This window comes from Klebsiella electrica, assembly GCF_006711645.1.
GTDB classification, from domain to species: domain Bacteria; phylum Pseudomonadota; class Gammaproteobacteria; order Enterobacterales; family Enterobacteriaceae; genus Klebsiella; species Klebsiella electrica.
Window position 1 is genome coordinate 252,669 of record NZ_CP041248.1, and the last position, 17,649, is coordinate 270,317.

Annotated in this window: 35 protein-coding genes; 30 read left to right on the plus strand and 5 right to left on the minus strand. The window is 49.2% G+C overall.

The features are described from left to right. Positions 1-2 precede the first annotated feature (2 nt). The 10 genes from Electrica_RS26655 to Electrica_RS26690 all read left to right on the plus strand — a co-directional run bounded on the left by Electrica_RS26655 (position 3) and on the right by Electrica_RS26690 (position 4,367). Positions 3-323, plus strand: coding sequence for a hypothetical protein (locus tag Electrica_RS26655; protein WP_016241561.1), 321 nt, complete (start codon positions 3-5; stop codon positions 321-323). Between the two features lie 87 nt (positions 324-410). Next, positions 411-833, plus strand: a complete 423-nt coding sequence (locus Electrica_RS26660; protein WP_024196082.1) for a hypothetical protein — start codon at positions 411-413, stop codon at positions 831-833. Positions 834-914: 81 nt separating this feature from the next. Further along, entirely contained in the window at positions 915-1,079 is a 165-nt protein-coding gene (locus tag Electrica_RS28520) for a hypothetical protein (RefSeq protein WP_007372277.1), read from the plus strand. Between the two features lie 26 nt (positions 1,080-1,105). Then, entirely contained in the window at positions 1,106-1,501 is a 396-nt protein-coding gene (locus Electrica_RS26665; protein WP_024196081.1) for a hypothetical protein, read from the plus strand. Between the two features lie 181 nt (positions 1,502-1,682). After that, entirely contained in the window at positions 1,683-1,874 is a 192-nt protein-coding gene (locus Electrica_RS26670) for a hypothetical protein (RefSeq protein WP_016241560.1), read from the plus strand. Between the two features lie 130 nt (positions 1,875-2,004). Continuing rightward, positions 2,005-2,700, plus strand: coding sequence for a hypothetical protein (locus Electrica_RS26675; RefSeq protein ID WP_007372278.1), 696 nt, complete (start codon positions 2,005-2,007; stop codon positions 2,698-2,700). Positions 2,701-2,722: 22 nt separating this feature from the next. Next, entirely contained in the window at positions 2,723-2,920 is a 198-nt protein-coding gene (locus tag Electrica_RS26680; protein ID WP_032155220.1) for a Lar family restriction alleviation protein, read from the plus strand. Between the two features lie 52 nt (positions 2,921-2,972). Beyond that, positions 2,973-3,431 carry a hypothetical protein gene (locus tag Electrica_RS26685; RefSeq protein WP_008786599.1) on the plus strand — a complete coding sequence of 153 codons (459 nt, stop codon included), beginning with the start codon at positions 2,973-2,975 and terminating at the stop codon, positions 3,429-3,431. A gap of 147 nt (positions 3,432-3,578) precedes the next feature. Continuing rightward, the gene (locus Electrica_RS28525) at positions 3,579-3,719 is read left to right on the plus strand and encodes a hypothetical protein (protein ID WP_007372281.1); all 141 of its coding nucleotides are present in this window, start codon (positions 3,579-3,581) and stop codon (positions 3,717-3,719) included. A 15-nt stretch (positions 3,720-3,734) separates the two neighbouring features. Further along, the gene (locus Electrica_RS26690) at positions 3,735-4,367 is read left to right on the plus strand and encodes a hypothetical protein (RefSeq protein WP_007372282.1); all 633 of its coding nucleotides are present in this window, start codon (positions 3,735-3,737) and stop codon (positions 4,365-4,367) included. A gap of 665 nt (positions 4,368-5,032) precedes the next feature. Here Electrica_RS26690 and Electrica_RS26700 read toward each other — a convergent pair. Beyond that, positions 5,033-5,730 (minus strand): IS1 family transposase gene (locus Electrica_RS26700; RefSeq protein ID WP_094106546.1). Its coding sequence is split into 2 segments (ribosomal slippage): positions 5,033-5,481 and positions 5,481-5,730, totalling 699 coding nucleotides; the frame shifts between segments, so codons are not numbered across the junction. 41 nt (positions 5,731-5,771) lie between these two features. Between Electrica_RS26700 and Electrica_RS26705 the strand changes: the two genes are divergently transcribed. The 11 genes from Electrica_RS26705 to Electrica_RS26750 all read left to right on the plus strand — a co-directional run bounded on the left by Electrica_RS26705 (position 5,772) and on the right by Electrica_RS26750 (position 10,961). Continuing rightward, on the plus strand, positions 5,772-6,275 hold the full coding sequence (locus Electrica_RS26705) for a hypothetical protein (RefSeq protein WP_227675202.1): 504 nt from the start codon (positions 5,772-5,774) through the stop codon (positions 6,273-6,275). Then, positions 6,272-6,736, plus strand: coding sequence for a hypothetical protein (locus tag Electrica_RS28685; RefSeq protein WP_008786596.1), 465 nt, complete (start codon positions 6,272-6,274; stop codon positions 6,734-6,736). Before Electrica_RS26705 ends, Electrica_RS28685 begins: the two co-directional genes overlap by 4 nt. 138 nt (positions 6,737-6,874) lie before the next feature. After that, positions 6,875-7,114, plus strand: a complete 240-nt coding sequence (locus Electrica_RS26715) for a type II toxin-antitoxin system CcdA family antitoxin (protein ID WP_007372285.1) — start codon at positions 6,875-6,877, stop codon at positions 7,112-7,114. A 2-nt stretch (positions 7,115-7,116) separates the two neighbouring features. After that, positions 7,117-7,425 carry a CcdB family protein gene (locus Electrica_RS26720; protein ID WP_007372286.1) on the plus strand — a complete coding sequence of 103 codons (309 nt, stop codon included), beginning with the start codon at positions 7,117-7,119 and terminating at the stop codon, positions 7,423-7,425. Between the two features lie 20 nt (positions 7,426-7,445). After that, entirely contained in the window at positions 7,446-7,604 is a 159-nt protein-coding gene (locus tag Electrica_RS28530; RefSeq protein WP_016241558.1) for a hypothetical protein, read from the plus strand. Between the two features lie 154 nt (positions 7,605-7,758). Then, positions 7,759-8,313 (plus strand): hypothetical protein, encoded by a 555-nt coding sequence (locus Electrica_RS26725; protein WP_007372288.1) that lies wholly within the window; start codon positions 7,759-7,761, stop codon positions 8,311-8,313. Positions 8,314-8,382: 69 nt separating this feature from the next. Then, the gene (locus Electrica_RS26730) at positions 8,383-9,000 is read left to right on the plus strand and encodes a hypothetical protein (protein ID WP_007372289.1); all 618 of its coding nucleotides are present in this window, start codon (positions 8,383-8,385) and stop codon (positions 8,998-9,000) included. Between the two features lie 82 nt (positions 9,001-9,082). Further along, entirely contained in the window at positions 9,083-9,553 is a 471-nt protein-coding gene (locus Electrica_RS26735) for an HAD domain-containing protein (protein ID WP_007372290.1), read from the plus strand. A 301-nt stretch (positions 9,554-9,854) separates the two neighbouring features. After that, entirely contained in the window at positions 9,855-10,142 is a 288-nt protein-coding gene (locus Electrica_RS26740) for a glutaredoxin family protein (RefSeq protein WP_016241556.1), read from the plus strand. 10 nt (positions 10,143-10,152) lie between these two features. Then, a complete protein-coding gene (locus Electrica_RS26745) occupies positions 10,153-10,551 on the plus strand; it encodes a hypothetical protein (protein WP_007372292.1) in 399 nt (132 codons plus the stop codon). Positions 10,552-10,634: 83 nt separating this feature from the next. Further along, positions 10,635-10,961, plus strand: coding sequence for a hypothetical protein (locus Electrica_RS26750; RefSeq protein ID WP_142255944.1), 327 nt, complete (start codon positions 10,635-10,637; stop codon positions 10,959-10,961). 362 nt (positions 10,962-11,323) lie between these two features. Here the strand turns inward: Electrica_RS26750 and Electrica_RS26755 are convergent, their stop codons facing one another. Continuing rightward, on the minus strand, positions 11,324-11,662 hold the full coding sequence (locus tag Electrica_RS26755) for a hypothetical protein (protein WP_007372294.1): 339 nt from the start codon (positions 11,660-11,662) through the stop codon (positions 11,324-11,326). Positions 11,663-11,899: 237 nt separating this feature from the next. On the opposite strand from Electrica_RS26755, the gene Electrica_RS26760 reads away from it, so the two are divergent. The 4 genes from Electrica_RS26760 (at position 11,900) to Electrica_RS26775 (ending at position 13,832) form a co-directional block, all read left to right on the plus strand. Further along, entirely contained in the window at positions 11,900-12,343 is a 444-nt protein-coding gene (locus Electrica_RS26760; protein WP_007372295.1) for a hypothetical protein, read from the plus strand. A 118-nt stretch (positions 12,344-12,461) separates the two neighbouring features. After that, positions 12,462-12,803 carry a hypothetical protein gene (locus tag Electrica_RS26765; protein ID WP_007372296.1) on the plus strand — a complete coding sequence of 114 codons (342 nt, stop codon included), beginning with the start codon at positions 12,462-12,464 and terminating at the stop codon, positions 12,801-12,803. Between the two features lie 158 nt (positions 12,804-12,961). Continuing rightward, positions 12,962-13,516: a hypothetical protein gene (locus Electrica_RS26770; RefSeq protein ID WP_007372297.1), complete on the plus strand. Its 555-nt coding sequence runs from the start codon at positions 12,962-12,964 to the stop codon at positions 13,514-13,516. A 49-nt stretch (positions 13,517-13,565) separates the two neighbouring features. Further along, positions 13,566-13,832, plus strand: coding sequence for a hypothetical protein (locus Electrica_RS26775; protein WP_007372298.1), 267 nt, complete (start codon positions 13,566-13,568; stop codon positions 13,830-13,832). A gap of 67 nt (positions 13,833-13,899) precedes the next feature. On the opposite strand, the gene Electrica_RS26780 is transcribed toward Electrica_RS26775, so the two are convergent. From Electrica_RS26780 to parS, 3 genes are read right to left on the minus strand one after another with little or no spacing between them, the layout of a single operon-like run. Then, positions 13,900-14,130, minus strand: a complete 231-nt coding sequence (locus Electrica_RS26780; RefSeq protein ID WP_007372299.1) for a hypothetical protein — start codon at positions 14,128-14,130, stop codon at positions 13,900-13,902. A 43-nt stretch (positions 14,131-14,173) separates the two neighbouring features. After that, a complete protein-coding gene (locus tag Electrica_RS26785; protein ID WP_008786589.1) occupies positions 14,174-14,632 on the minus strand; it encodes an RES family NAD+ phosphorylase in 459 nt (152 codons plus the stop codon). Next, on the minus strand, positions 14,629-15,069 hold the full coding sequence (gene parS, locus Electrica_RS26790; protein WP_007372301.1) for a type II RES/Xre toxin-antitoxin system antitoxin: 441 nt from the start codon (positions 15,067-15,069) through the stop codon (positions 14,629-14,631). The genes Electrica_RS26785 and parS overlap by 4 nt, the downstream gene beginning before the upstream one ends. 139 nt (positions 15,070-15,208) lie before the next feature. Here parS and Electrica_RS26795 point away from each other — a divergent pair, with 139 nt between their 5' ends. The 5 genes from Electrica_RS26795 to Electrica_RS28535 all read left to right on the plus strand — a co-directional run bounded on the left by Electrica_RS26795 (position 15,209) and on the right by Electrica_RS28535 (position 17,629). Continuing rightward, positions 15,209-15,541, plus strand: coding sequence for a hypothetical protein (locus Electrica_RS26795; protein WP_008786587.1), 333 nt, complete (start codon positions 15,209-15,211; stop codon positions 15,539-15,541). 41 nt (positions 15,542-15,582) lie between these two features. Then, positions 15,583-16,425: a hypothetical protein gene (locus Electrica_RS26800; RefSeq protein WP_007372303.1), complete on the plus strand. Its 843-nt coding sequence runs from the start codon at positions 15,583-15,585 to the stop codon at positions 16,423-16,425. After that, on the plus strand, positions 16,397-16,675 hold the full coding sequence (locus Electrica_RS26805) for a hypothetical protein (RefSeq protein ID WP_007372304.1): 279 nt from the start codon (positions 16,397-16,399) through the stop codon (positions 16,673-16,675). Before Electrica_RS26800 ends, Electrica_RS26805 begins: the two co-directional genes overlap by 29 nt. 59 nt (positions 16,676-16,734) lie before the next feature. Then, entirely contained in the window at positions 16,735-17,178 is a 444-nt protein-coding gene (locus tag Electrica_RS26810; RefSeq protein ID WP_007372305.1) for a hypothetical protein, read from the plus strand. 286 nt (positions 17,179-17,464) lie between these two features. Continuing rightward, a complete protein-coding gene (locus Electrica_RS28535) occupies positions 17,465-17,629 on the plus strand; it encodes a hypothetical protein (RefSeq protein ID WP_007372306.1) in 165 nt (54 codons plus the stop codon). Positions 17,630-17,649: the final 20 nt, after the last annotated feature.

Consider the following 17,649-nt stretch of genomic DNA (forward strand, 5'->3'; position numbering starts at 1 on the left):
CTATGCATAAAATTGAATGCCCACGCTGTCTGGGTGGTAAGGGTGAGATCCGAGCGTTCCGGCACGTTCAAGGCGGTGTGTGTTTTCGCTGCAAGGGCCGGGGGTATGTCGAGGTGAAAACCATCCCGAAGCCTTCTATCCGGTTTGTTGCTATGCAGAAATGGGCAAATCCAGAGGACGTTAACTACAACAATGGGGATTTTATCAGGACGTTCTATTTCAAGGCCCGAAGTCAGGCTGAAGCAACAAAGAAGCTTCAGAAAAAACTCGGCGCGTCAGGTCGTGAGTTTTATGCCACTCCTGCGGATGATGTCCAGCAATAAATGGGGGCGTTTTGTAGTGGTTTATTCACTCTGAAATCTATCACTCTGGTTATGATTGGTTTCGAAACAAATGACAGGTGGTAACACATGAAAAACCAGGCTAAAACACAACATTCTGTTTTTAAGTTCATTCGAGCTGCGATTCCGGTAACAGTTCTATCGGCTATACAGTACGCTGTCATTTCTACATTGCTGGTGGTTGGAAAAATTGACCTTCAATGGTCGGAACTCGCTACATCACTTCCGTTATGTATTATTGCAATATTCTCAACAGCATTTGTATTTTACGACCCAAATGAATATGAGTACTTTCTTTCAGTGCTGGGAATGCTTACCGTTTGGGTTTTAGTGTTTATTGCATCAATACTCCTACTTGTAATCGCGCGAGGTTTTTCCTTCATCACAAGCAATTATGTAACATATGCTGAATTGGCTTCCTATTCCATACAGATAGGAATGATGATTGTATTTTACTTCAAGAGGGATAGTCTTAATCAACAGACCCTATAGATACAGTATTTCGCGATTAATATTATCATTGAACATTAACGCACAAAATTTACCCCCACGTCATACAAGGTTACCGATGCAATGAAAAATAAAATTATCGATGCAAAACTTGCATTTTTTAAAGTAGAGGGAACTCCAAGTACTGGTCACGTTGTGGTTATCGGGAAACCATCATCTGGGAAAAGTTTCTGCCTTACTGATGAAATAACGCGTTTGTTAAAAGCAGGTAAAAACCACGAAAATTAATTTGAATATTGCAAGCGGGGTTTGCTATGACATCAATTATTACCACTTTATATGAAAAACTTTCATTTCGTGTGCTCGCAGTTCCGCTGATTATTTTCAGCATTGAATTTTTGATATGGGCAGTGCTTATTCGAGAAAATGTTATATCCGGGGACTGGCCTTTGTATAGAACTTGTTTGTTCGCTTGTTTTTCCTCGCTGATTATAACTGGATTCACATTCCAGAATCCTGAAGGCAGTGATTTCCTAAAGGCAGCAGCAGGTCTCCTTGGATGTCTGGCCTTGGGGGGATTGATAATTATTATTTATTATATTGGCACTCTCGAATTTCCGATTATCACTGCCAAGATGGTTTGGATTTTCATGATGGCAAGCTTTACGTCTCAGCTTTTCACTTGCCTGATGAAATCGATGACTGATTAATTTGAAGTTCAGCAAAAACAATTGCAGAGCAAAGTTATTTATTCACTCATTTTGCGATCTAAGTATGCTTACGCTGAAGTAACCGAAAAGTACCTTTCTTGAAAAGTTTTTTCGGGATTTTAGGAGAAATGGATAATGGCATTCTCACTTACTTTCCATCAATACATTCTGGAGTAATAACATGTTTACTTTAGTTCTCGTGATTGGGCTTTATTCAAGTGGTCTTAATCCAAGTGGTGTCACCTCTCAGAAAATACCTGACTACAAAACCTATGATGAATGCCAGAGTGCCGCGCCTAAAGCAAAGCGTGGGGAAACTATCACCATCTTAAGTTATTGCATTCCCCAGCCTGCGGATAAGACAAAGGCGTAAAGGCTTCGCTATATGTGAATTATCGAAGGGGTGTCCATTTCATACCCGATTACTTCGTCAATTGTCGACCGGTGGGATAATAGGATTAAAACAGTTTTTAGCTTCACGATATTATGGAGAAACCGCCGTCATGCACCCATTCGATTCGGTCAGAGTAAAACTGAGTTTTGCCGGAAAGCCACCAGCGGCTTTACTGCAAAGCGCCCTATTTCTTGAAAATCAGCGTCCCGAATCCTCCAGTTGGAGCGACCCGGGCACGGCGGGTAATACACTGCTTCGCGACATCCTCCGGTCACAACCGGTTGAACTGAGCACTCTACAAGGCGTGGTTAATCTGACTACTGGCAACCTCGGTAAAGCCGAATGTAGTGAGTTGCTTGCACTGATGGGCCTTCGTAGCTTCGGTGAAGAAGCTGCTGAGTTAATGGTTCGCAATGCGTCAATGGTTTTTGCGAGTGGACAGGCTAATGCAAAGAACCTGATTCGCATGGAAGTCACTAAATCACACCTTACTTCTGATAAGCAGGTCATTGTCAGTACTGAAACCCTTGAGCGGCGTATGTACGTCATGAACAGCAACGGTATCTGCTTCGTCGTTGAGCCTGAGATCTGCCTTGATGCCGAGAAACTGCCGGGCGCGGATTTCTTTATCACTGAAGACGAAATGGATGCTGCGGGCGTGAGCCGCTGGGGTGAAAACGGCAGTCAGCACTGGCGATGCATGGTTACCTGGTTCAATGGCAGTAGCACCATCATGAACGAAATGGGACACATGTACGAGCTCGGTGATGAACCTGAAATTCGGCTCAATAGCTTCGGTGGATAAAGCCCACCAGCGAGGAAATACGATGAGACACGATAACGTCAAGCCCTGCCCTTTCTGCGGTTGTTCATCTATCCGGGTTCGGGAGATTTCGAATAATTTTCGCGCCTGCTGCAATTCCTGTGAGGCCACGGTGGCGTTTCAGGACTCCGAACAAGCCGCTGTGACGCGCTGGAATACCCGCGCTGAAGAGAAACAATCTGGCGGACTCCAGTCAGCATAAATTAAGCCCCGGGCTGCTCTGGGCCTGAATACCGATAAGAGGAAACACCGACATGAAATTTTACATCAGCGACGTTTTATGGAAATCCGGGCAGGCATTCATTTTCTCGTTTGTCACTGCTCCGGCAGTTGCGTTACTGCTCATTCTGTTCTGCACAGTTCTTACCAGTTCACCATCCAAGGTCTTCCTCGATCAGGCCCGTAGTCTGGTTGGAAATGCCACCAGCACCTCGGTCATGGTTTGCCCTGAAGAGAAAGCAGTGTTTGCCGCGTTCCGCTCCTCAGAATGCCAGCGACACGTGGTGAATGCCGATGATGCCATTAAACAATGGGACTCGCTGTTGCTCAAAGGCTACCTGATAGTGGCGGGTATCGCTCTTATCTGCTGGATGGTAAGCGAGGCAGTTAACTACCGCAGAAAGCCGTGGCGCTATGGGATCCGTCCCTCTGATATGACATTTAGCTATACAAAACTCGTGCCGAAAGAATCCGATGATGACGCGGATAAATAACCACTCATTTAGCACGGCAGACAGCCGGTCAATGCCAGCAGCACAGGGGGCAGTATGGGTAGACCTACAGGCAATATCGTCAGACTCACAAAATCAACAGGCCGCAGCAGCGACTTTTTCGGGCCATGTGAGTTGTGTGGAAAACATATGTCAGAAGCATTCCGTACCCGAAAAGCGCGTGAGTGGCAGCGTGAAAATGGCGAACTCTATTACGGCCATGATTCCGCCGTCATGTATGCACATGAAAAATGCATTCTGAATCTGGAAAGCAAATTTACCTCAAATTAACGACTGGTGAGATTTATGAAAATACCTCTGGGTAAGACGTTCCCAATTTTTTTTATCTTATTGGTGGTGGTGCTGGGGGGCGCTATCGCCGAGAAACTGCTATGGGAGGGACACCTCTATCCCGATTTTCTTATCAGTGATGCCTATGTGGCGAAAGATACTCAATTGCAGGCCAGTAACGACACAACACTGTTGAAGCAGTGCTACGCTCAGCACTTAACTGGATGTGAAAAGTATTATAGAAGCTTCAGCCAACTGGAGGTCAGGGGTAACGATCTCAAGTCGCTGTGTAAAGTCCTGACAAATAACACTGATCTGGACGTCTTTCAGAGTGATGCTCAATTGCTGGTTCGTTGCTCACGATGGAATGTTTTCCGTGTAATTCCATTTAAACCTACAGATAACGCAACTGATAAATTTAAGCCAATGGTCGATATGGTTGGGAGCTGGATGGCCTACAACCGGCTCTCAAAAGAGCTACTTCATGAAGATCCGGTCGATATCTTTTTTGTTGGACTGGATGAGGGAAAAAAGCAACTATCCCTGAAATATTGCTTTACCGGGGTTGATCAAATTCCTCCTCAAGTAGCTTTCCAGCGATGTGACACCGAGTCGGATACGACTAAAACCCAGAGTGACAAATCATGATGACATTTCTCGCTAATTTGCATCGCCATACTACGGCCTGCCGCAGCTTCGCATTCTTCACTCTGGTCTCCGGCCCGGCGATTGCTTTATTTATCACGTTCATCTGCATGAACTATTCAGGTTCACCTTCAGCGCATCTGGTTAGTGCAGCCAGGGCTGTCATTGATGGTGCTCCGGTCGGCAAACTAATGGTATGTACCGAAGAGCCACAATCCACGACTCCCCCGACACTTATCGAATCTCCCTGCGTTCGCGAGGCGGTCGATGAATCAATAGTAACCGCGAAGTGGGATTCAAACTTCCGAATGGTTTACGCAATGCTTGCTCTGCTTTCTTCTGTTATCTGGTGTCTAGTGAGCGCCACACGAGCGAACATATTCAAGGACGCTAAACCCCCTACTCGATAAGCCTGTCAATTCTCAAATAAAATGATGAAAAGTTGTGAAATTAAGGAGTGATGATGAACATAAATTACAGTATTAATAACAGTGTGCTCATGATGATGAGTGAGTTTATGATTACAGCTTTTGTAATCGTAATACTTTTTGTGATTGTATTAGTATATAACAAAGCGTTTAAGTCTGAATTAAGCATAAAAATATTTTGTTTTAGTCAGTTAACAGCCATTTTCATTTCCGTATTAGAAATAAGGTAATGACTCCAACTTACTGATAGTGTTTTATGTTCAGATAATGCCCGATGACCTTGTCATGCAGCTCCACCGATTTTGAGAACGACAGTGACTTCCGTCCCAGCCTTGCCAGATGTTGTCTCAGATTCAGGTTATGTCGCTCAATGCGCTGAGTGTAACGCTTGCTGATAACGTGCAGCTTTCCCTTCAGGCGGGATTCATACAGCGGCCAGCCATCCGTCATCCATACCACGACCTCAAAGGCCGACAGCAGGCTCAGAAGACGCTCCAGTGTGGCCAGAGTGCGTTCACCGAAGACGTGCGCCACAACCGTCCTCCGTATCCTGTCATACGCGTAAAACAGCCAGCGCTGACGTGATTTAGCACCGACGTAGCCCCACTGTTCGTCCATTTCAGCGCAGACAATCACATCACTGCCCGGTTGTATGCGCGAGGTTACCGACTGCGGCCTGAGTTTTTTAAGTGACGTAAAACCGTGTTGAGGCCAACGCCCATAATGCGTGCACTGGCGCGACATCCGACGCCATTCATGGCCATATCAATGATTTTCTGGTGCGTACCGGGCTGAGAGGCGGTGTAAGTGAACTGTAGTTGCCATGTTTTACGGCAATGAGAGCAGAGATAGCGCTGATGTCCGGCAGTGCTTTTGCCGTTACGCACCACGCCTTCAGTAGCGGAGCAGGAAGGACATCTGATGGAAATGGAAGCCACGCAAGCACCTTAAAATCACCATCATACACTAAATCAGTAAGTTGGCAGCATTACCAGAAATAACAACAAAAAGAACAAATGCTGGAAGTATCAGTATTACATGGAGTGACGGCATCCATCAGTTTTATACTCACGTTTTTCTGGGGTTTGCTTTTTCTTTCTTACTTTTTTTGCTTGGTCTTTATGACTACAAAATGAAAGGCAACAAAGATGGTTTAAAGGATTGCAAAAAACATGTTTTACCGTGTTTCATAGGGAGTTGGTTCGTATTAATAATATTCTTTTTCTCCGCTTCGCCTTTGCGCTATGAGGAGAATTTGATTACGGATGCTCGCGTCGTAGCTTCGGATCCCAATCGAACCACAATTATCTATGCTGATGGGTTCTACTGGCTATTTGATATGGATAGAAATGAATTTGATAAGTCTATATCCAGAGAGATAGTCAGAGGCAACTACAAGATGTTATGTACTTCAGATACACCAGCTACCTGCTGGGCGGGCAGAAAATTCCCCAAAAACACATCACTGGATAAAGTTTTATGAAAGATTGTAACGCTGAGAAATATAGCTATTCATGTCTTTTCGCAGCGGTATTTAGACCAGGTGAAATGCCTGTCATTTCCGCGTTCCGGGCGCGGTATTGGGCTCTAATCATTCGATGGGCATTGCGTTTCGGTTACACCGTTTGCCTGATTGGCAGCACTGGAACCGGAAAAAGTTACCTCATCGAAAGAACGCTACCAGGACGGATCATTGATGCCCGACTGTTACTGGTAAAGAATGATTGGCATGGCCCTGTGCCATTCAGTTTGCGCGGTGCAAAGCCCGGCCCAGTTGGCATTGATGAGTCGTCCAGCTTTTCAGAGGAAACGCTGCGTCAGAACGCGGAGAACCTGAAAGAAAGAGGGGTAGTGTATACAGCACAAAGCATTGATAAAGCAGCTAAAGTTGCAGCCAACCTGCCAAACAGGCGTGTGTTGCTTATCATGATTGGAAAAACGTAGCCTCTGCGGTCTAGGCCATCTGACCTGCTGAACTGACGCAGTAGACTCTCTCGGAGGCAAACAAATTTGCTGGTGGGATAAAATGGGCGCATACTTAAAGCACGTGTAATCGACACGTGCTTTTTTATTGGAGGACACATGCAGGCTACAGCTGCTCGCCAGAAAAAAACCGTCAGTGTCACCCTTGAGCCAATGCTCGTACAGCAGGCAAAAGACGCTGGGATTAACTTGTCCGCCACGCTGGCAGAAGCGCTTCAGAGCAAACTGAAGGCCAGTGCAGCGGAAGAATGGAAACGACAGAATCGTGCTGGTATTCAGGAGTTGAACCGCATCACTGAAGAGCATGGGTTACTGTCTGACGAATACAGGACGTTCTGATAATGCAATATACCGTTTACCGCAATCCCGGCAACAGCCAGGCATACCCTTACCTGCTGGATATACAGAGCGACATCATTGGCGAGTTAAATACCCGCCTGGTGATCCCCCTTCATCGGCTTAAAAAAGGAGCCTCGGCCCCGGTTGCGCGATTAACTCCGGTCATACAGGTGGAAGGGAATGACGTTATCCTGATGACGCATGAAATGGCTTCAGTCCGCGTGAAGCAGCTCGGTCAGGCGGTCATGGACGCATCTCCGTTCCGGCACACTATCAAAAGTGCGGTGGACTTCCTGCTGGATGGTTTCTGACAGAGATAATGAGCGAGAAAATGATGAAGCAAAATGAACTGCTGGAAGTGGCAAAAGCCATGCGCGATTATATTGATGCCCTCCCTACCGATGTCGTTGCAGCATTACCGGTGATGCCGGGATTTGATCGAGACTGGGCCGACGAAGTCATTTACGAAGCCGAATCCGCCAGCAAATAACCCCCCGTCTGCGCCCGTTTCATCTGAATTCGGGCCGTCACAATCTTTCTGATTTTATTGAGAAAACAGCCTCTTTTTGTCCCCTTTTTTCCTTCGTCAGCAGACTCAGTCGTTCGATAATAAAAACAGACCAACACAACCACTGAGGTGTTTCATGTTAGCGATTATCCCGGCAGCAGGCACTGACAAGGTTTTTAAAACCTCCCTCAAACACGTGCTCGATGAGGACTTCCTGTTTGCAATGGCTTCAAAAGCAAGCGCGACGTACATTTCATCCCATATCAGCGATGACGGTGAGGGCACAGTGTTTTTCAGTCTGAGCGACTGGGATAACCTCAAGCCTTCCTTATCGGCTGATGGCTGGGATGGCGATACGATGCCCGGCTTCATTGATTTGCTGGATGCAATCGCAGCGCAGGGCTATAACACCGTCGAATTCCACATTTCTCACCCACTGGTGGTTGGCGCGGTCTGGTTCACCGATGAGTATTACTTCACGGTTACCCCGCTGGCGTATGACCTTGCCACGCTGGATGGTCAGTTTGTTCTGCCGGATGGCTCTTCCTACCGGCTGGATGACCTTGATGAAGTCAGCTATGACGAAATGACCGACTACTTTGACGGCATTATCGAAGTCGATGGCGATACCATGCTGGGTGTAAAGCGTAACGACGATGACACCGTAAACGTCAGCAAAATCGAAAGCTAACCCCTCCTCCCCGGTGTCGGTATCCGCCGCGCCGGGCTATTTTCCTGCCATCATCCTCTGGAGTGTTTCATGAAAGACCGTTTTTATCTGGTCAGCTTGCGTGACACCGTTGGTAGCAATACCGCTTTTCATAGCCATCACGGCAGAGGTTACAGCACCGATCAGCGTAATGCCCGGGTTTACACCCGCGAGGAAGCACAACGCGCATGGAATACGGGACGGGAGTTTGACCTGCCGGTTGATGCCGATGCAGTCGACCGCCATCTCGTGTTTCATGTTGATCATCAGTTTGTACCGGGAAAAACCATTCTCTCCGAAAGCGCCACCAAATATGTCGGCTTCGTTAATGGCCAATGGGACGGAAACGATCTGTTCTGGCTGGCTGATGCGGGTACTACCACGGATTTTTCCCTTGCCAGAGTTTTTGACTCACCACAGGCAGATAGACCTGATGTCGTCTGGTTACCCCATCACATCCCTGACGCTGCAAAGCGCCCTACCTTCAGTGTTGAGCGGATAGACCGCCGTAAAATGACGCAGGGGGCCGGTCTGCTGATGCCTGCCTGGCTGAAACGCCAAAATCGCCGACAGTCAAAGGGGCTGACTCGCTGGAATTGCCCCGGGTGTGGCCGTATTTCATGGCAACAGAATCCGTATGATTTTGATGGTTGCCGGTTCTGCATATAGTCAACTACCGCGAGAGGCCTCTATGTTCCGATTATTACAGAAGTGGTTAGTCAGGTTTACCTGTCAGGACGATATAGATTGTATGTCGACCCGGCGCTCTGCGGGCGAGTTCTGGCTGGAAATAGATGCCCGTCGTCACTGGATTTTCCTGGACATCGACGGTGTACTCCACCGGGCGGAAAACGGGTCACTGGAGTTTATGCCTGTGCTGGATCACGTGCTGACGCAATGCCCGCAGACGGGAATTATCCTTTCCACAAACTGGCGTACCGGCGTACCCCGGGAGATGGTGCTGAGTCATTTCCCTGCGGGTATACGCGATCGGATTGCTGGACTCAATCCCGATCTGGATGGGCTGGTGAATAACCACGTGCGTTATCACGAATGCATGGCGGTCGTTAAACGGTTCGGCCTACAGCATTACACCTTCGTGGACGATACCGCTCGACTCTTTCCAACTGACTGCCCTGCCCTGTTCCTGACTCACCGGCACGAGGGGCTGAATGCAACGCAGGGTAGCGCTTTGATAGACCGGATTCGGTTAATGAAATGACCGGTTTAAGGCTGAATACAAATTATTAATGAGGATGCGTTATGAATGAAATCCCACAATACGTCTATGACCTGATCGGTATTTGCCTCTTTGTTGGAATGTGGGTCGGAGGCGTTCTGCTTATTTGGTTTATTTTCTCTAATGGAGAGAGCGACGAATAGCCAGGCAACTGGCGCAACTGATGTTGCAGGATGGCCCCAACAATATCTTACCTGCTTACGCTCTGATTACCCGCGCAACGCTTCGTCAGAAGCGGAAAGCTGGGATAATGAATATATCCCGTATACACCAGGCTATCCCAATGAAAATTACTGTGTTTACTGCCCCTGATTGTCCGAAATGTCGCATGACGCTTACCCGCTTTTCTCTGGCTGGGGTGGACGTGAATGAGATCCCGCTGGTGGACAACGCAGATCTCGTTCGCCTGACACAAAATACCGGTGCGCCGCTGGTGGTGGTGGTCAACGATTCGGGCCGTGTGACGGGTTGGGGTGGGTTCCGGCCAGATCTTATTGCGACAACTGCCAATGGCTGGAGTGTCGGGTCACTCGATATCCCCCCGTCGCTGGTTAATCACGTCCTTCACTGAGGTAAACGCCATGCACAATATCTCTGTCGAAATCCCTGCGGCCCTCGGCGTACATCCTCCTTCAGGAGCGGATGTCGTGCTTATAGACGATCTGAATAACGCCCTCGCCGGTGCTGGCTTACCGCAACTGAAGATAGAGCCGATAACGTGGACACCGCCATCAGGCCGACCGGTGATCTACCGGTCTGAGGTTCCCGATATCCTGCGCATTGCAGGTATAAACCCTGACACCTCTGACATGGTGAAAACCTTCTGTTCCGGGCCACTGCCGATTGACGATAACGAGCTGGATGCCCTTCTGGAGATGCGCGAACGGGACGGTCATAGCGAAAGCTTCAGGATCGCGCTCTGTGGGGCGCTGGACGCGATTCTCATTCGACTCTACTCAGCAGAGCGTCAGCTTCGTTGAAACGCCAGTAAAGACGCTGGTGGCCTCATATGAGGTATCAATCGGCTCGGTTCCGTCTCAATAATTTAAAGAGAGCACGGTATATGAGTCCTGAAGAAGAAAAAGTGCTGCATCAGCGGCTGATACCGCTTGGCGATATGATGGGGGATGGCCTGCACTATGAGCGCGACGGTCAATGGATCACCCGGGAGTACAAAGCCACGTTGCGGGCGCTGGGGCTTTTGAAGGCTCCCAAGCGTAAGCATAACCCGACCAAAACACTCGCTGTGGATGAGCGAATGGCACAACGTGTGAAGGACGTAGCCTGTACCCAGTGCGCCGGGAAACTGAAACAGGTGCGCTCCGGGTCTCTGAAAGCGCAATGCACCCGGTGCAAAACCAAGTTCACCCTCCTGAAAACCATTAAGTAACTATACCCGCAGCTGGTGGTCACCCCACCAGCATAAAATATACCCGAAACTGTGACACCTGCGCTTGCCTGCCTCAATGTCGTGATAGCTGACAACCCCCACGAAGAAAACAAACCTCACACCTGCGATCGTCGTGATGCAACGATTTTGTCGAGCCAATTATATGAAGAGACTGTTATGAAAGACTTCCATTTCCTGTATGTCGAACTCCTGGTCGAATTGCTTCGACTGGTCAATTTTCTTCTGCCGTTGTGGTTTGGTAGTTGAAAATAGCAGGTAATACCCGGGCAAGACCTTCCCGTTTTTTTAAAATAAAAGGGCGCACATAGCGCCCTGTCAGAAAGGTATTTTGAAGCAGCAGACTACTTACGAAACTCCCATTGTTTAATCAGCTTTTTGACAAACGTCTCGCCATAGATCTCATGTGACTCCATGTATGCACAAAGCTGTATCAGGGTCATCATGCCATCGCGAAGGGTATCGCATGACTCGTTACGGCAATAGGCCGTGAGTTTGTACATATTCGCCCCGCAAACGTCCGGGTTGTAGAGATTAACAATCAGGCTTGCCGCGAATTTCTTTCTCTCTGCGATAGCGCCCAGATAAGCCAGCTCCCTTTTCAGGTCTTCCGGGATAGGTGTGACAGCACACGCTCGCGGGTTCAGGTTTATCTGGATATGGTCAAAGTCGAGTTCCTGCATTGTCCTGGTTCCTTCTGCTGATATTCGGTATCCGTCTGCCGGGCCACACGATTCTGCATGTAATGCCCTTCATATCACCATTGTACCGGATACCTGCAATTTGCCCCGTAACTACCGGTGCTGATGATAAAAAATATCTTTATTTTGCGAACGATATACACCAGTCCGTCCTGATTTCGTCAGCTGAATTGTGCCGGGTAAGCTGGTTGCCATGTGAGTGACCTAATGGAGAACACCATGCAGCACACTGCAACCACACACCCGCAACCGGCTAACACCGTGAGTATCGTCAGTACGACCTACGGTCAGACGCTGGTGGTACTGAACGGGAAATGTCTCTACTGCGCACCACCAGAGCGAGGAGACGAAGCCCGGCAGCTGGCATCAACCACTGCCGGGGCACTCAACGTGCCGGTCGATGTCGTCCACCTCGATACATTTGCTACCGATACAACCGAAAGCCAGCTGATGGCCCGCTTTGAAAACCAGAATGCCGGGCCGTGGTATAGCCATGCGTTTACCATCGCGTTCAGTGTTGAATACCCGGCGAAGAGTAGCGATGACATTCCACCAGCGGAATTACACCGTGCATTGATGAAGCGGGCCAGAGAGTTTACCGGTGATCTGGATGCGCTGGTGGAAGCCTGCGGGGCATCTTATGACAGTTATCAGATGGGGTAACTCCTGCTGGAAATGACCGCATTCTGCTGGCGTTTTCAATGAGATATCGCCAGCCGCTTTGGTAGAGTTTTCCAGATAGCAAGCGAACATCATAGCCAGTGGCAAGAGGTAAACCTATATGAATTCTGTCTGTCTTGATTACGAGAAAGTGGATTTTCTGGCGAATCTCCTGATCCCCACCCTCGCCAGACACCCCATCAGTAACAGTTTCCCGGAGCGCGGCCTCGCACTTAAGGAAAAGCACCCTGAGCTGGTGGGCTGGCCCGAGCGCAAACTGGGTGAAGTGGAAAATTACCAGAATGCACTGTCCAGACAGCTACCGAGCCTGAACAGCATGTCCTTGCCGGAGTTTATCGACTTCATTCTCACCCCGCATGTCGCGGAGTATGTTCTTGAGCAGGTTGGCACTCCGCTTGCTGAAGAAACCATGCAGCTGTTTATGGCGAAAGTGAAGGCATAACGCGGTTTTCAGCCCCATATACTCCAGATCATAACCGGCCTTAATGGTCGGTTTTTTTTGTGAATTTTCTGCCCCGAAAGCCTTCGTCACCTGCGGGGAGCGTGGTTAACTGGTTATGTAAACAAAACGAACAACACACATAACTACAGGGGTCTACCATGTTAAATCCAGCTATCTGCGCCATGTTCATGTTTCAGGGCTTCCAGCATGAAGTCTCCCGTCTGACCGCATTATCAGTGGCTAATCCTATCCCCCTCACCTTCAACTGTGACAGCGTACAGACAATGATCTGTGAAACGCTGGCTGGTGGCGAAATTGAATGTGCTCACTGGATGTTGGATGCCGCAGAGCAGATCTGTAAAGCCTGCGAACCTGCGTATCAGGCATCTGAAGAACCGGGAGTCTGGTACTACGACATTGCTGAACGTCTGGGCGCTGAAGTGGCCTGCCGTTGCGTAAAAGGTGATATCAGCACTGACCAATTGGTCGCTGTTGCAGTTAACCTCACTGAGTCATGGAACACGCTGAGCGAAGACAGCAATCAGGAGCCTGATTGCGGATCATATGAAAATACCGTCAGGACGTTGGTAGAACGTGCTGATACAGCAGAAGCGGCTTGCGTAGAAGCAGTCAGAATCCTTGATGGTGGTGAGCGGCAGGCGTTATCAAAGGCGATAGCAATTCTTCGCCCTGTGGCCGCAACGTTGCAGTAGATAGTGGCAGAACACCAATACACACAACACTCACTACAGGAAAATGACCATGAAACTCACCGTATCGACTCGCCCGGTAAGAATTGAAGGGAATTATGTCTCTGTCGTCTTTAATCGTTCCCATAACTCCATGCCGGAAACAGCAGAGGTTAAAAATGCCGATCAGGCGCGGGCATTCATCAACGATTACATCGCCCGTAATATCAACGAAACGCCGATGCATCTGGTGCTGACAAAAGAGGGCCGGGCATTTGGCGGGTTCGACGCGCTGAATAGTAGCCTTCCGCCCGCGATTGAATCATCAACCCGTTTGTAATGACTGACTGGTGGCGCTCAGTGAGGAGCGTCACCCGGCATCACGGAGGGAGTTGCAAGAGTTCTGATTAGCCTTTCCTGACCCACGCCCAAAGCATCGCACCCGCCAACACCGTCAGCATCAGAGCAAACACGGAACCAACCAGACTCGCATCGCCATTCTTGCCGGAGTAACCGCAGGTTTGAGATGCGTCACCAACTGCCTGACAAATTGAATCGGGATCAAGTCCCCAGTAGACAAAGGCGAACAAGGCAATTACAGAGATAAACGCTTTAGCGACTTTCGCTTTCTGAATCATCAGAGACACCTCAGTTCGTCAATGCCGGGGAGTTGCCTGTGTGTTATTTCAGGCGGGAATCAAACCGGAACGGAATTTTCTTAACCGTAGCCATCAGGTCAAAGAGTTCAGGGTGTGCCGGATTCAGCAAGTAGTTAAATTCAACCGGAGACAACGCACTTGGAATACGCAGCGCGATAGAAGAACCGCTTTCAGCCCAGTTATCACCGTAGAGCGCCAGCTCAGCAGGAGCATCCTCACTCGCCCAGTTATCAGGGAGACGGCTCATGTCGAAGGTCTGGATCTGATCATCCGGTACATCAAGACTCAGCAGTGTAAAGTCGTCCAGTAACTGCGGCGCGTGAATGTGTACCAGCGTTTCAAGCATGGTAAGGCTGGCCGTTTCAGACAGGTAGACCATTGCAGTGCCTACGCTGTTCCAGCGGCCCCCCGTTTCTTTCGCACCCAGACCAGACCACGCAGTCATCAGATAACGGGTCTTGGTCAGTCGGTAAAGGATCACGAGTATACCCCGTGCTCAATACGCGTAATCAGGCGCATCACTTCAAGCGCACCTGTCTCAGAAGAAACAAGCTCTGCCGGTGATTTCCAGCTCAGACCACGGTTCGCTTCGTTCAGCCATTTGTGCGCCGCTTCTTTGTCACCTTCAAACAGCTCTACAGCGCGTTCAATTACGCGGATAATGCGCACCAGACGTTCGCTCTGATCGGCAGTGAAACGGTCTTTGATGCTACGATTAAACGTCGTATTAGGTATACCCGACATTTTGCGCAGCTCAGACGGCGTGATGTTAGCCCATTCAGAAATGTGCTTAGCTACTGTGCCATCGAGACCGTGATTGATTTTATCCATCAGCGCGATACCGTCATTATCCAGCCCAGCAACCTGCCATAAGCAGTGCTGATTCGTTTTGGTAACGTCTGGAGAAAAAACTTTCATCGTCATAACTAGCCCTCCCATTTGGTAATTCAATTATACCATATGGAACACTAACGGCAATCTTTTAACCATCAGACAACCTCAGCGCCCTTCGTCACCAGCCCCACCTGCCAGATAATAGGTCAATAACGACAAAACTATGACAGGGGGCATCATGCCGAATCTCTTACGTTATGACCAACTGGACTCCTCACGTCAGCCAGCAGCGCGGGCATCAGCCGCTAGTGGCGAATTATGGTGTGCCCGCAACAACGTAAAAAAGCAGGCGGCAGCGTCAAAGGCCGCAATTCACCAGGCAATCAATGATCAGCACCGCATTACCCGGCTGCGAAACACCTTTTCGCTCGCGAAGGATATGCGTGAAAAGCCGGTCGTCTGGATTGAAAAGCGCATCCTCGAAAATCTGTGCATGTTCAATGAGCAGGACGATATGTACCTGTTCACGCAGCAGAACTTTGTCAGCAAACTCTGAACCTCCGGCCCGGCTCGTCGGGCCATTAAAAGGAAACCGATATGACAGACTTCATTGATAAACTGGCAGCGAATGGTGTGGCCTTTACCCTTCAGGACGGACGAATCATCGTTGAAGGCGATCTTCGTGTCGGGTTTACGCTTGAGCCAGAAGATCCGGCAATTCCCTGCGACTATATTCCCGCGAATCTGACCGTGACGAACACCCTGACCATTCTGTCGGGCATTCATAGCATCCCTGCCGGGCTGGTGGCCCGCAATCTGTTTATCAGCTACTCTGAGCTGGAATCTCTCCCTGACAACCTGACCATTACCGGTACGCTCATGGCGAATTCTTCACGTCTTAAGTATCTGCCGGAAAATCTGACGGTGGGCCGCGTTCTGGACATCATGTGTACTGATATCGCCTATCTGCCGGATACGCTGAAAGTAGCTGGCAGTATGATGCTGTCAAACACCCGTATTACCACTTTGCCGGATAACCTGCATCTTGAAGAAAATCTGGCCCTCGAAGCCATGCCGTTGCAAGCGTTGCCAAAAAACCTGAAAGTGGGCCACAGCCTGTATCTGGATGCTGTGGCTCTGAAGCGGATCCCTGAGTGTATATCGTGCCCCGTGATTAACCTGGTTAACCCTGGTAATTTTGAAAATGTCGCGTCAGTCACCGGTATCGGCGGAAAGCCTAACCGCCATGTCTATGCGCTACGTACAGCGCTTGGCGTTCGCGTATGCATGTACGATTTGTCTGTAGACCCGGAAATATTTGGTCTGCTGGTACGTGGCATCTATGATGAACCCACGGCTGAACTACTTGATAAGGCCGCACAACAATGTATTCAGCGTCTGGAGGATATGTATGCTTCTGAAAACGCAGTTCGGCACTGACTCGGGTATGATTTATACCCGGAAGGTGTATCTGCATTACACCGACACTGACGGGCATTCACGCAGCAAGCTGATAAAAGGTTACTACTACCCGGGCGAAGTCCCGGTTGAGTCGTTTTCAGAGCGGGCACTTGCTCCTGGTATGCGCCAGCTGTTGAGTTGCCGCTGCGGCGCAATAAACTGGGTCGCAACTGGTGGTATCAACGAATACCAATGCGACTGCTGCGCAAAGGAAATAACCGTTTACTGACGGTCTGCACGGGGATACCGTTCGACCGGCATACCCATGACAATAAGAGCAGGTGCTAAATGACAAAAGAAGAATCACAATTTTATGCTGGTGCAATCTGGGCCGCATCGACCATTTACCGGATGCATTCTGACTCGGTGGTAGCGAAAGATTTTCTCCGTGAAATTAACGATCTGGATGTGGCAGCAAAATGTGGTGCTGAGTACGACGTTCTCCCATTACGCCTGTTTGTTTTGCGCGATTTACCATTGGGCCACGATGCGGATTATGAAGCCATCAGCTTCGGGCCGGTAGACCGTCACGGCAATATCATCTGCGATCACTCTCAGACTTCGGTCACCGATATCTCCGGCCAGCGAGCGTATGGGGTTTATGCCCGCCGTGCGGGTGAGTCGAATCTGACGCTCATCGACAATCTTGATGATGAAGAAGAAGCCGAACCACTGGCGAAGGTGCTGGCTGAACAGCTCCAGCAAATCAAAGAAGGTCGCTACGATATTTAAGCGTTAGACCACGTACTGCTGGTGGCAATACACTGGCGATTAAGGGGGTTAAGTGACTTAAATGATCCACTGACCTGTCTGTGTAAAGCCTGTTTATCCCAAAGCCGTCTGGTTCACCAGGCGGTTTTTTTATGCCCGGAATAGCAAGCACAACACAAAACGAAACCGATATTATCTTTCTGAAAATACAGGGCTTTTTATGCCCTGGTTTTCTTCGTCACCTGAGTCACTCACCAGATACTGGATACAGAAGCCACAACATGTAACCCGTTATCAGGAGCGACCCATGAAAGCACAAGCTGTTCGTAATCACTCTTTTGGCTCACTGAAGCTCAGCGCAAGCAATGCGGCAGCAGCCGCGCTGGCGCACCCGGTAACCCATTTCTTCATGCTGTTCGCCATCGTGATGTACCTGGTCTATGGCGGTGTAGTACTCGGCATTAAGCCGTAGCATTCCCTGTGGCCGGTCGC

What these genes read in the sequence shown, in the direction of transcription:
- Electrica_RS26655 (WP_016241561.1), top strand. Translation starts at nt 3, where the DNA reads ATGCATAAAATTGAATGCCCACGCTGTCTGGGTGGTAAGGGTGAGATC.
- Electrica_RS26660 (WP_024196082.1), top strand. Translation starts at nt 411, where the DNA reads ATGAAAAACCAGGCTAAAACACAACATTCTGTTTTTAAGTTCATTCGA.
- Electrica_RS28520 (WP_007372277.1), top strand. Translation starts at nt 915, where the DNA reads ATGAAAAATAAAATTATCGATGCAAAACTTGCATTTTTTAAAGTAGAG.
- Electrica_RS26665 (WP_024196081.1), top strand. Translation starts at nt 1,106, where the DNA reads ATGACATCAATTATTACCACTTTATATGAAAAACTTTCATTTCGTGTG.
- Electrica_RS26670 (WP_016241560.1), top strand. Translation starts at nt 1,683, where the DNA reads ATGTTTACTTTAGTTCTCGTGATTGGGCTTTATTCAAGTGGTCTTAAT.
- Electrica_RS26675 (WP_007372278.1), top strand. Translation starts at nt 2,005, where the DNA reads ATGCACCCATTCGATTCGGTCAGAGTAAAACTGAGTTTTGCCGGAAAG.
- Electrica_RS26680 (WP_032155220.1), top strand. Translation starts at nt 2,723, where the DNA reads ATGAGACACGATAACGTCAAGCCCTGCCCTTTCTGCGGTTGTTCATCT.
- Electrica_RS26685 (WP_008786599.1), top strand. Translation starts at nt 2,973, where the DNA reads ATGAAATTTTACATCAGCGACGTTTTATGGAAATCCGGGCAGGCATTC.
- Electrica_RS28525 (WP_007372281.1), top strand. Translation starts at nt 3,579, where the DNA reads ATGTCAGAAGCATTCCGTACCCGAAAAGCGCGTGAGTGGCAGCGTGAA.
- Electrica_RS26690 (WP_007372282.1), top strand. Translation starts at nt 3,735, where the DNA reads ATGAAAATACCTCTGGGTAAGACGTTCCCAATTTTTTTTATCTTATTG.
- Electrica_RS28685 (WP_008786596.1), top strand. Translation starts at nt 6,272, where the DNA reads ATGAAAGATTGTAACGCTGAGAAATATAGCTATTCATGTCTTTTCGCA.
- Electrica_RS26715 (WP_007372285.1), top strand. Translation starts at nt 6,875, where the DNA reads ATGCAGGCTACAGCTGCTCGCCAGAAAAAAACCGTCAGTGTCACCCTT.
- Electrica_RS26720 (WP_007372286.1), top strand. Translation starts at nt 7,117, where the DNA reads ATGCAATATACCGTTTACCGCAATCCCGGCAACAGCCAGGCATACCCT.
- Electrica_RS28530 (WP_016241558.1), top strand. Translation starts at nt 7,446, where the DNA reads ATGATGAAGCAAAATGAACTGCTGGAAGTGGCAAAAGCCATGCGCGAT.
- Electrica_RS26725 (WP_007372288.1), top strand. Translation starts at nt 7,759, where the DNA reads ATGTTAGCGATTATCCCGGCAGCAGGCACTGACAAGGTTTTTAAAACC.
- Electrica_RS26730 (WP_007372289.1), top strand. Translation starts at nt 8,383, where the DNA reads ATGAAAGACCGTTTTTATCTGGTCAGCTTGCGTGACACCGTTGGTAGC.
- Electrica_RS26735 (WP_007372290.1), top strand. Translation starts at nt 9,083, where the DNA reads ATGTCGACCCGGCGCTCTGCGGGCGAGTTCTGGCTGGAAATAGATGCC.
- Electrica_RS26740 (WP_016241556.1), top strand. Translation starts at nt 9,855, where the DNA reads ATGAAAATTACTGTGTTTACTGCCCCTGATTGTCCGAAATGTCGCATG.
- Electrica_RS26745 (WP_007372292.1), top strand. Translation starts at nt 10,153, where the DNA reads ATGCACAATATCTCTGTCGAAATCCCTGCGGCCCTCGGCGTACATCCT.
- Electrica_RS26750 (WP_142255944.1), top strand. Translation starts at nt 10,635, where the DNA reads ATGAGTCCTGAAGAAGAAAAAGTGCTGCATCAGCGGCTGATACCGCTT.
- Electrica_RS26755 (WP_007372294.1), bottom strand. Translation starts at nt 11,662, where the DNA reads ATGCAGGAACTCGACTTTGACCATATCCAGATAAACCTGAACCCGCGA.
- Electrica_RS26760 (WP_007372295.1), top strand. Translation starts at nt 11,900, where the DNA reads ATGCAGCACACTGCAACCACACACCCGCAACCGGCTAACACCGTGAGT.
- Electrica_RS26765 (WP_007372296.1), top strand. Translation starts at nt 12,462, where the DNA reads ATGAATTCTGTCTGTCTTGATTACGAGAAAGTGGATTTTCTGGCGAAT.
- Electrica_RS26770 (WP_007372297.1), top strand. Translation starts at nt 12,962, where the DNA reads ATGTTAAATCCAGCTATCTGCGCCATGTTCATGTTTCAGGGCTTCCAG.
- Electrica_RS26775 (WP_007372298.1), top strand. Translation starts at nt 13,566, where the DNA reads ATGAAACTCACCGTATCGACTCGCCCGGTAAGAATTGAAGGGAATTAT.
- Electrica_RS26780 (WP_007372299.1), bottom strand. Translation starts at nt 14,130, where the DNA reads ATGATTCAGAAAGCGAAAGTCGCTAAAGCGTTTATCTCTGTAATTGCC.
- parS (WP_007372301.1), bottom strand. Translation starts at nt 15,069, where the DNA reads ATGAAAGTTTTTTCTCCAGACGTTACCAAAACGAATCAGCACTGCTTA.
- Electrica_RS26795 (WP_008786587.1), top strand. Translation starts at nt 15,209, where the DNA reads ATGACAGGGGGCATCATGCCGAATCTCTTACGTTATGACCAACTGGAC.
- Electrica_RS26800 (WP_007372303.1), top strand. Translation starts at nt 15,583, where the DNA reads ATGACAGACTTCATTGATAAACTGGCAGCGAATGGTGTGGCCTTTACC.
- Electrica_RS26805 (WP_007372304.1), top strand. Translation starts at nt 16,397, where the DNA reads ATGCTTCTGAAAACGCAGTTCGGCACTGACTCGGGTATGATTTATACC.
- Electrica_RS26810 (WP_007372305.1), top strand. Translation starts at nt 16,735, where the DNA reads ATGACAAAAGAAGAATCACAATTTTATGCTGGTGCAATCTGGGCCGCA.
- Electrica_RS28535 (WP_007372306.1), top strand. Translation starts at nt 17,465, where the DNA reads ATGAAAGCACAAGCTGTTCGTAATCACTCTTTTGGCTCACTGAAGCTC.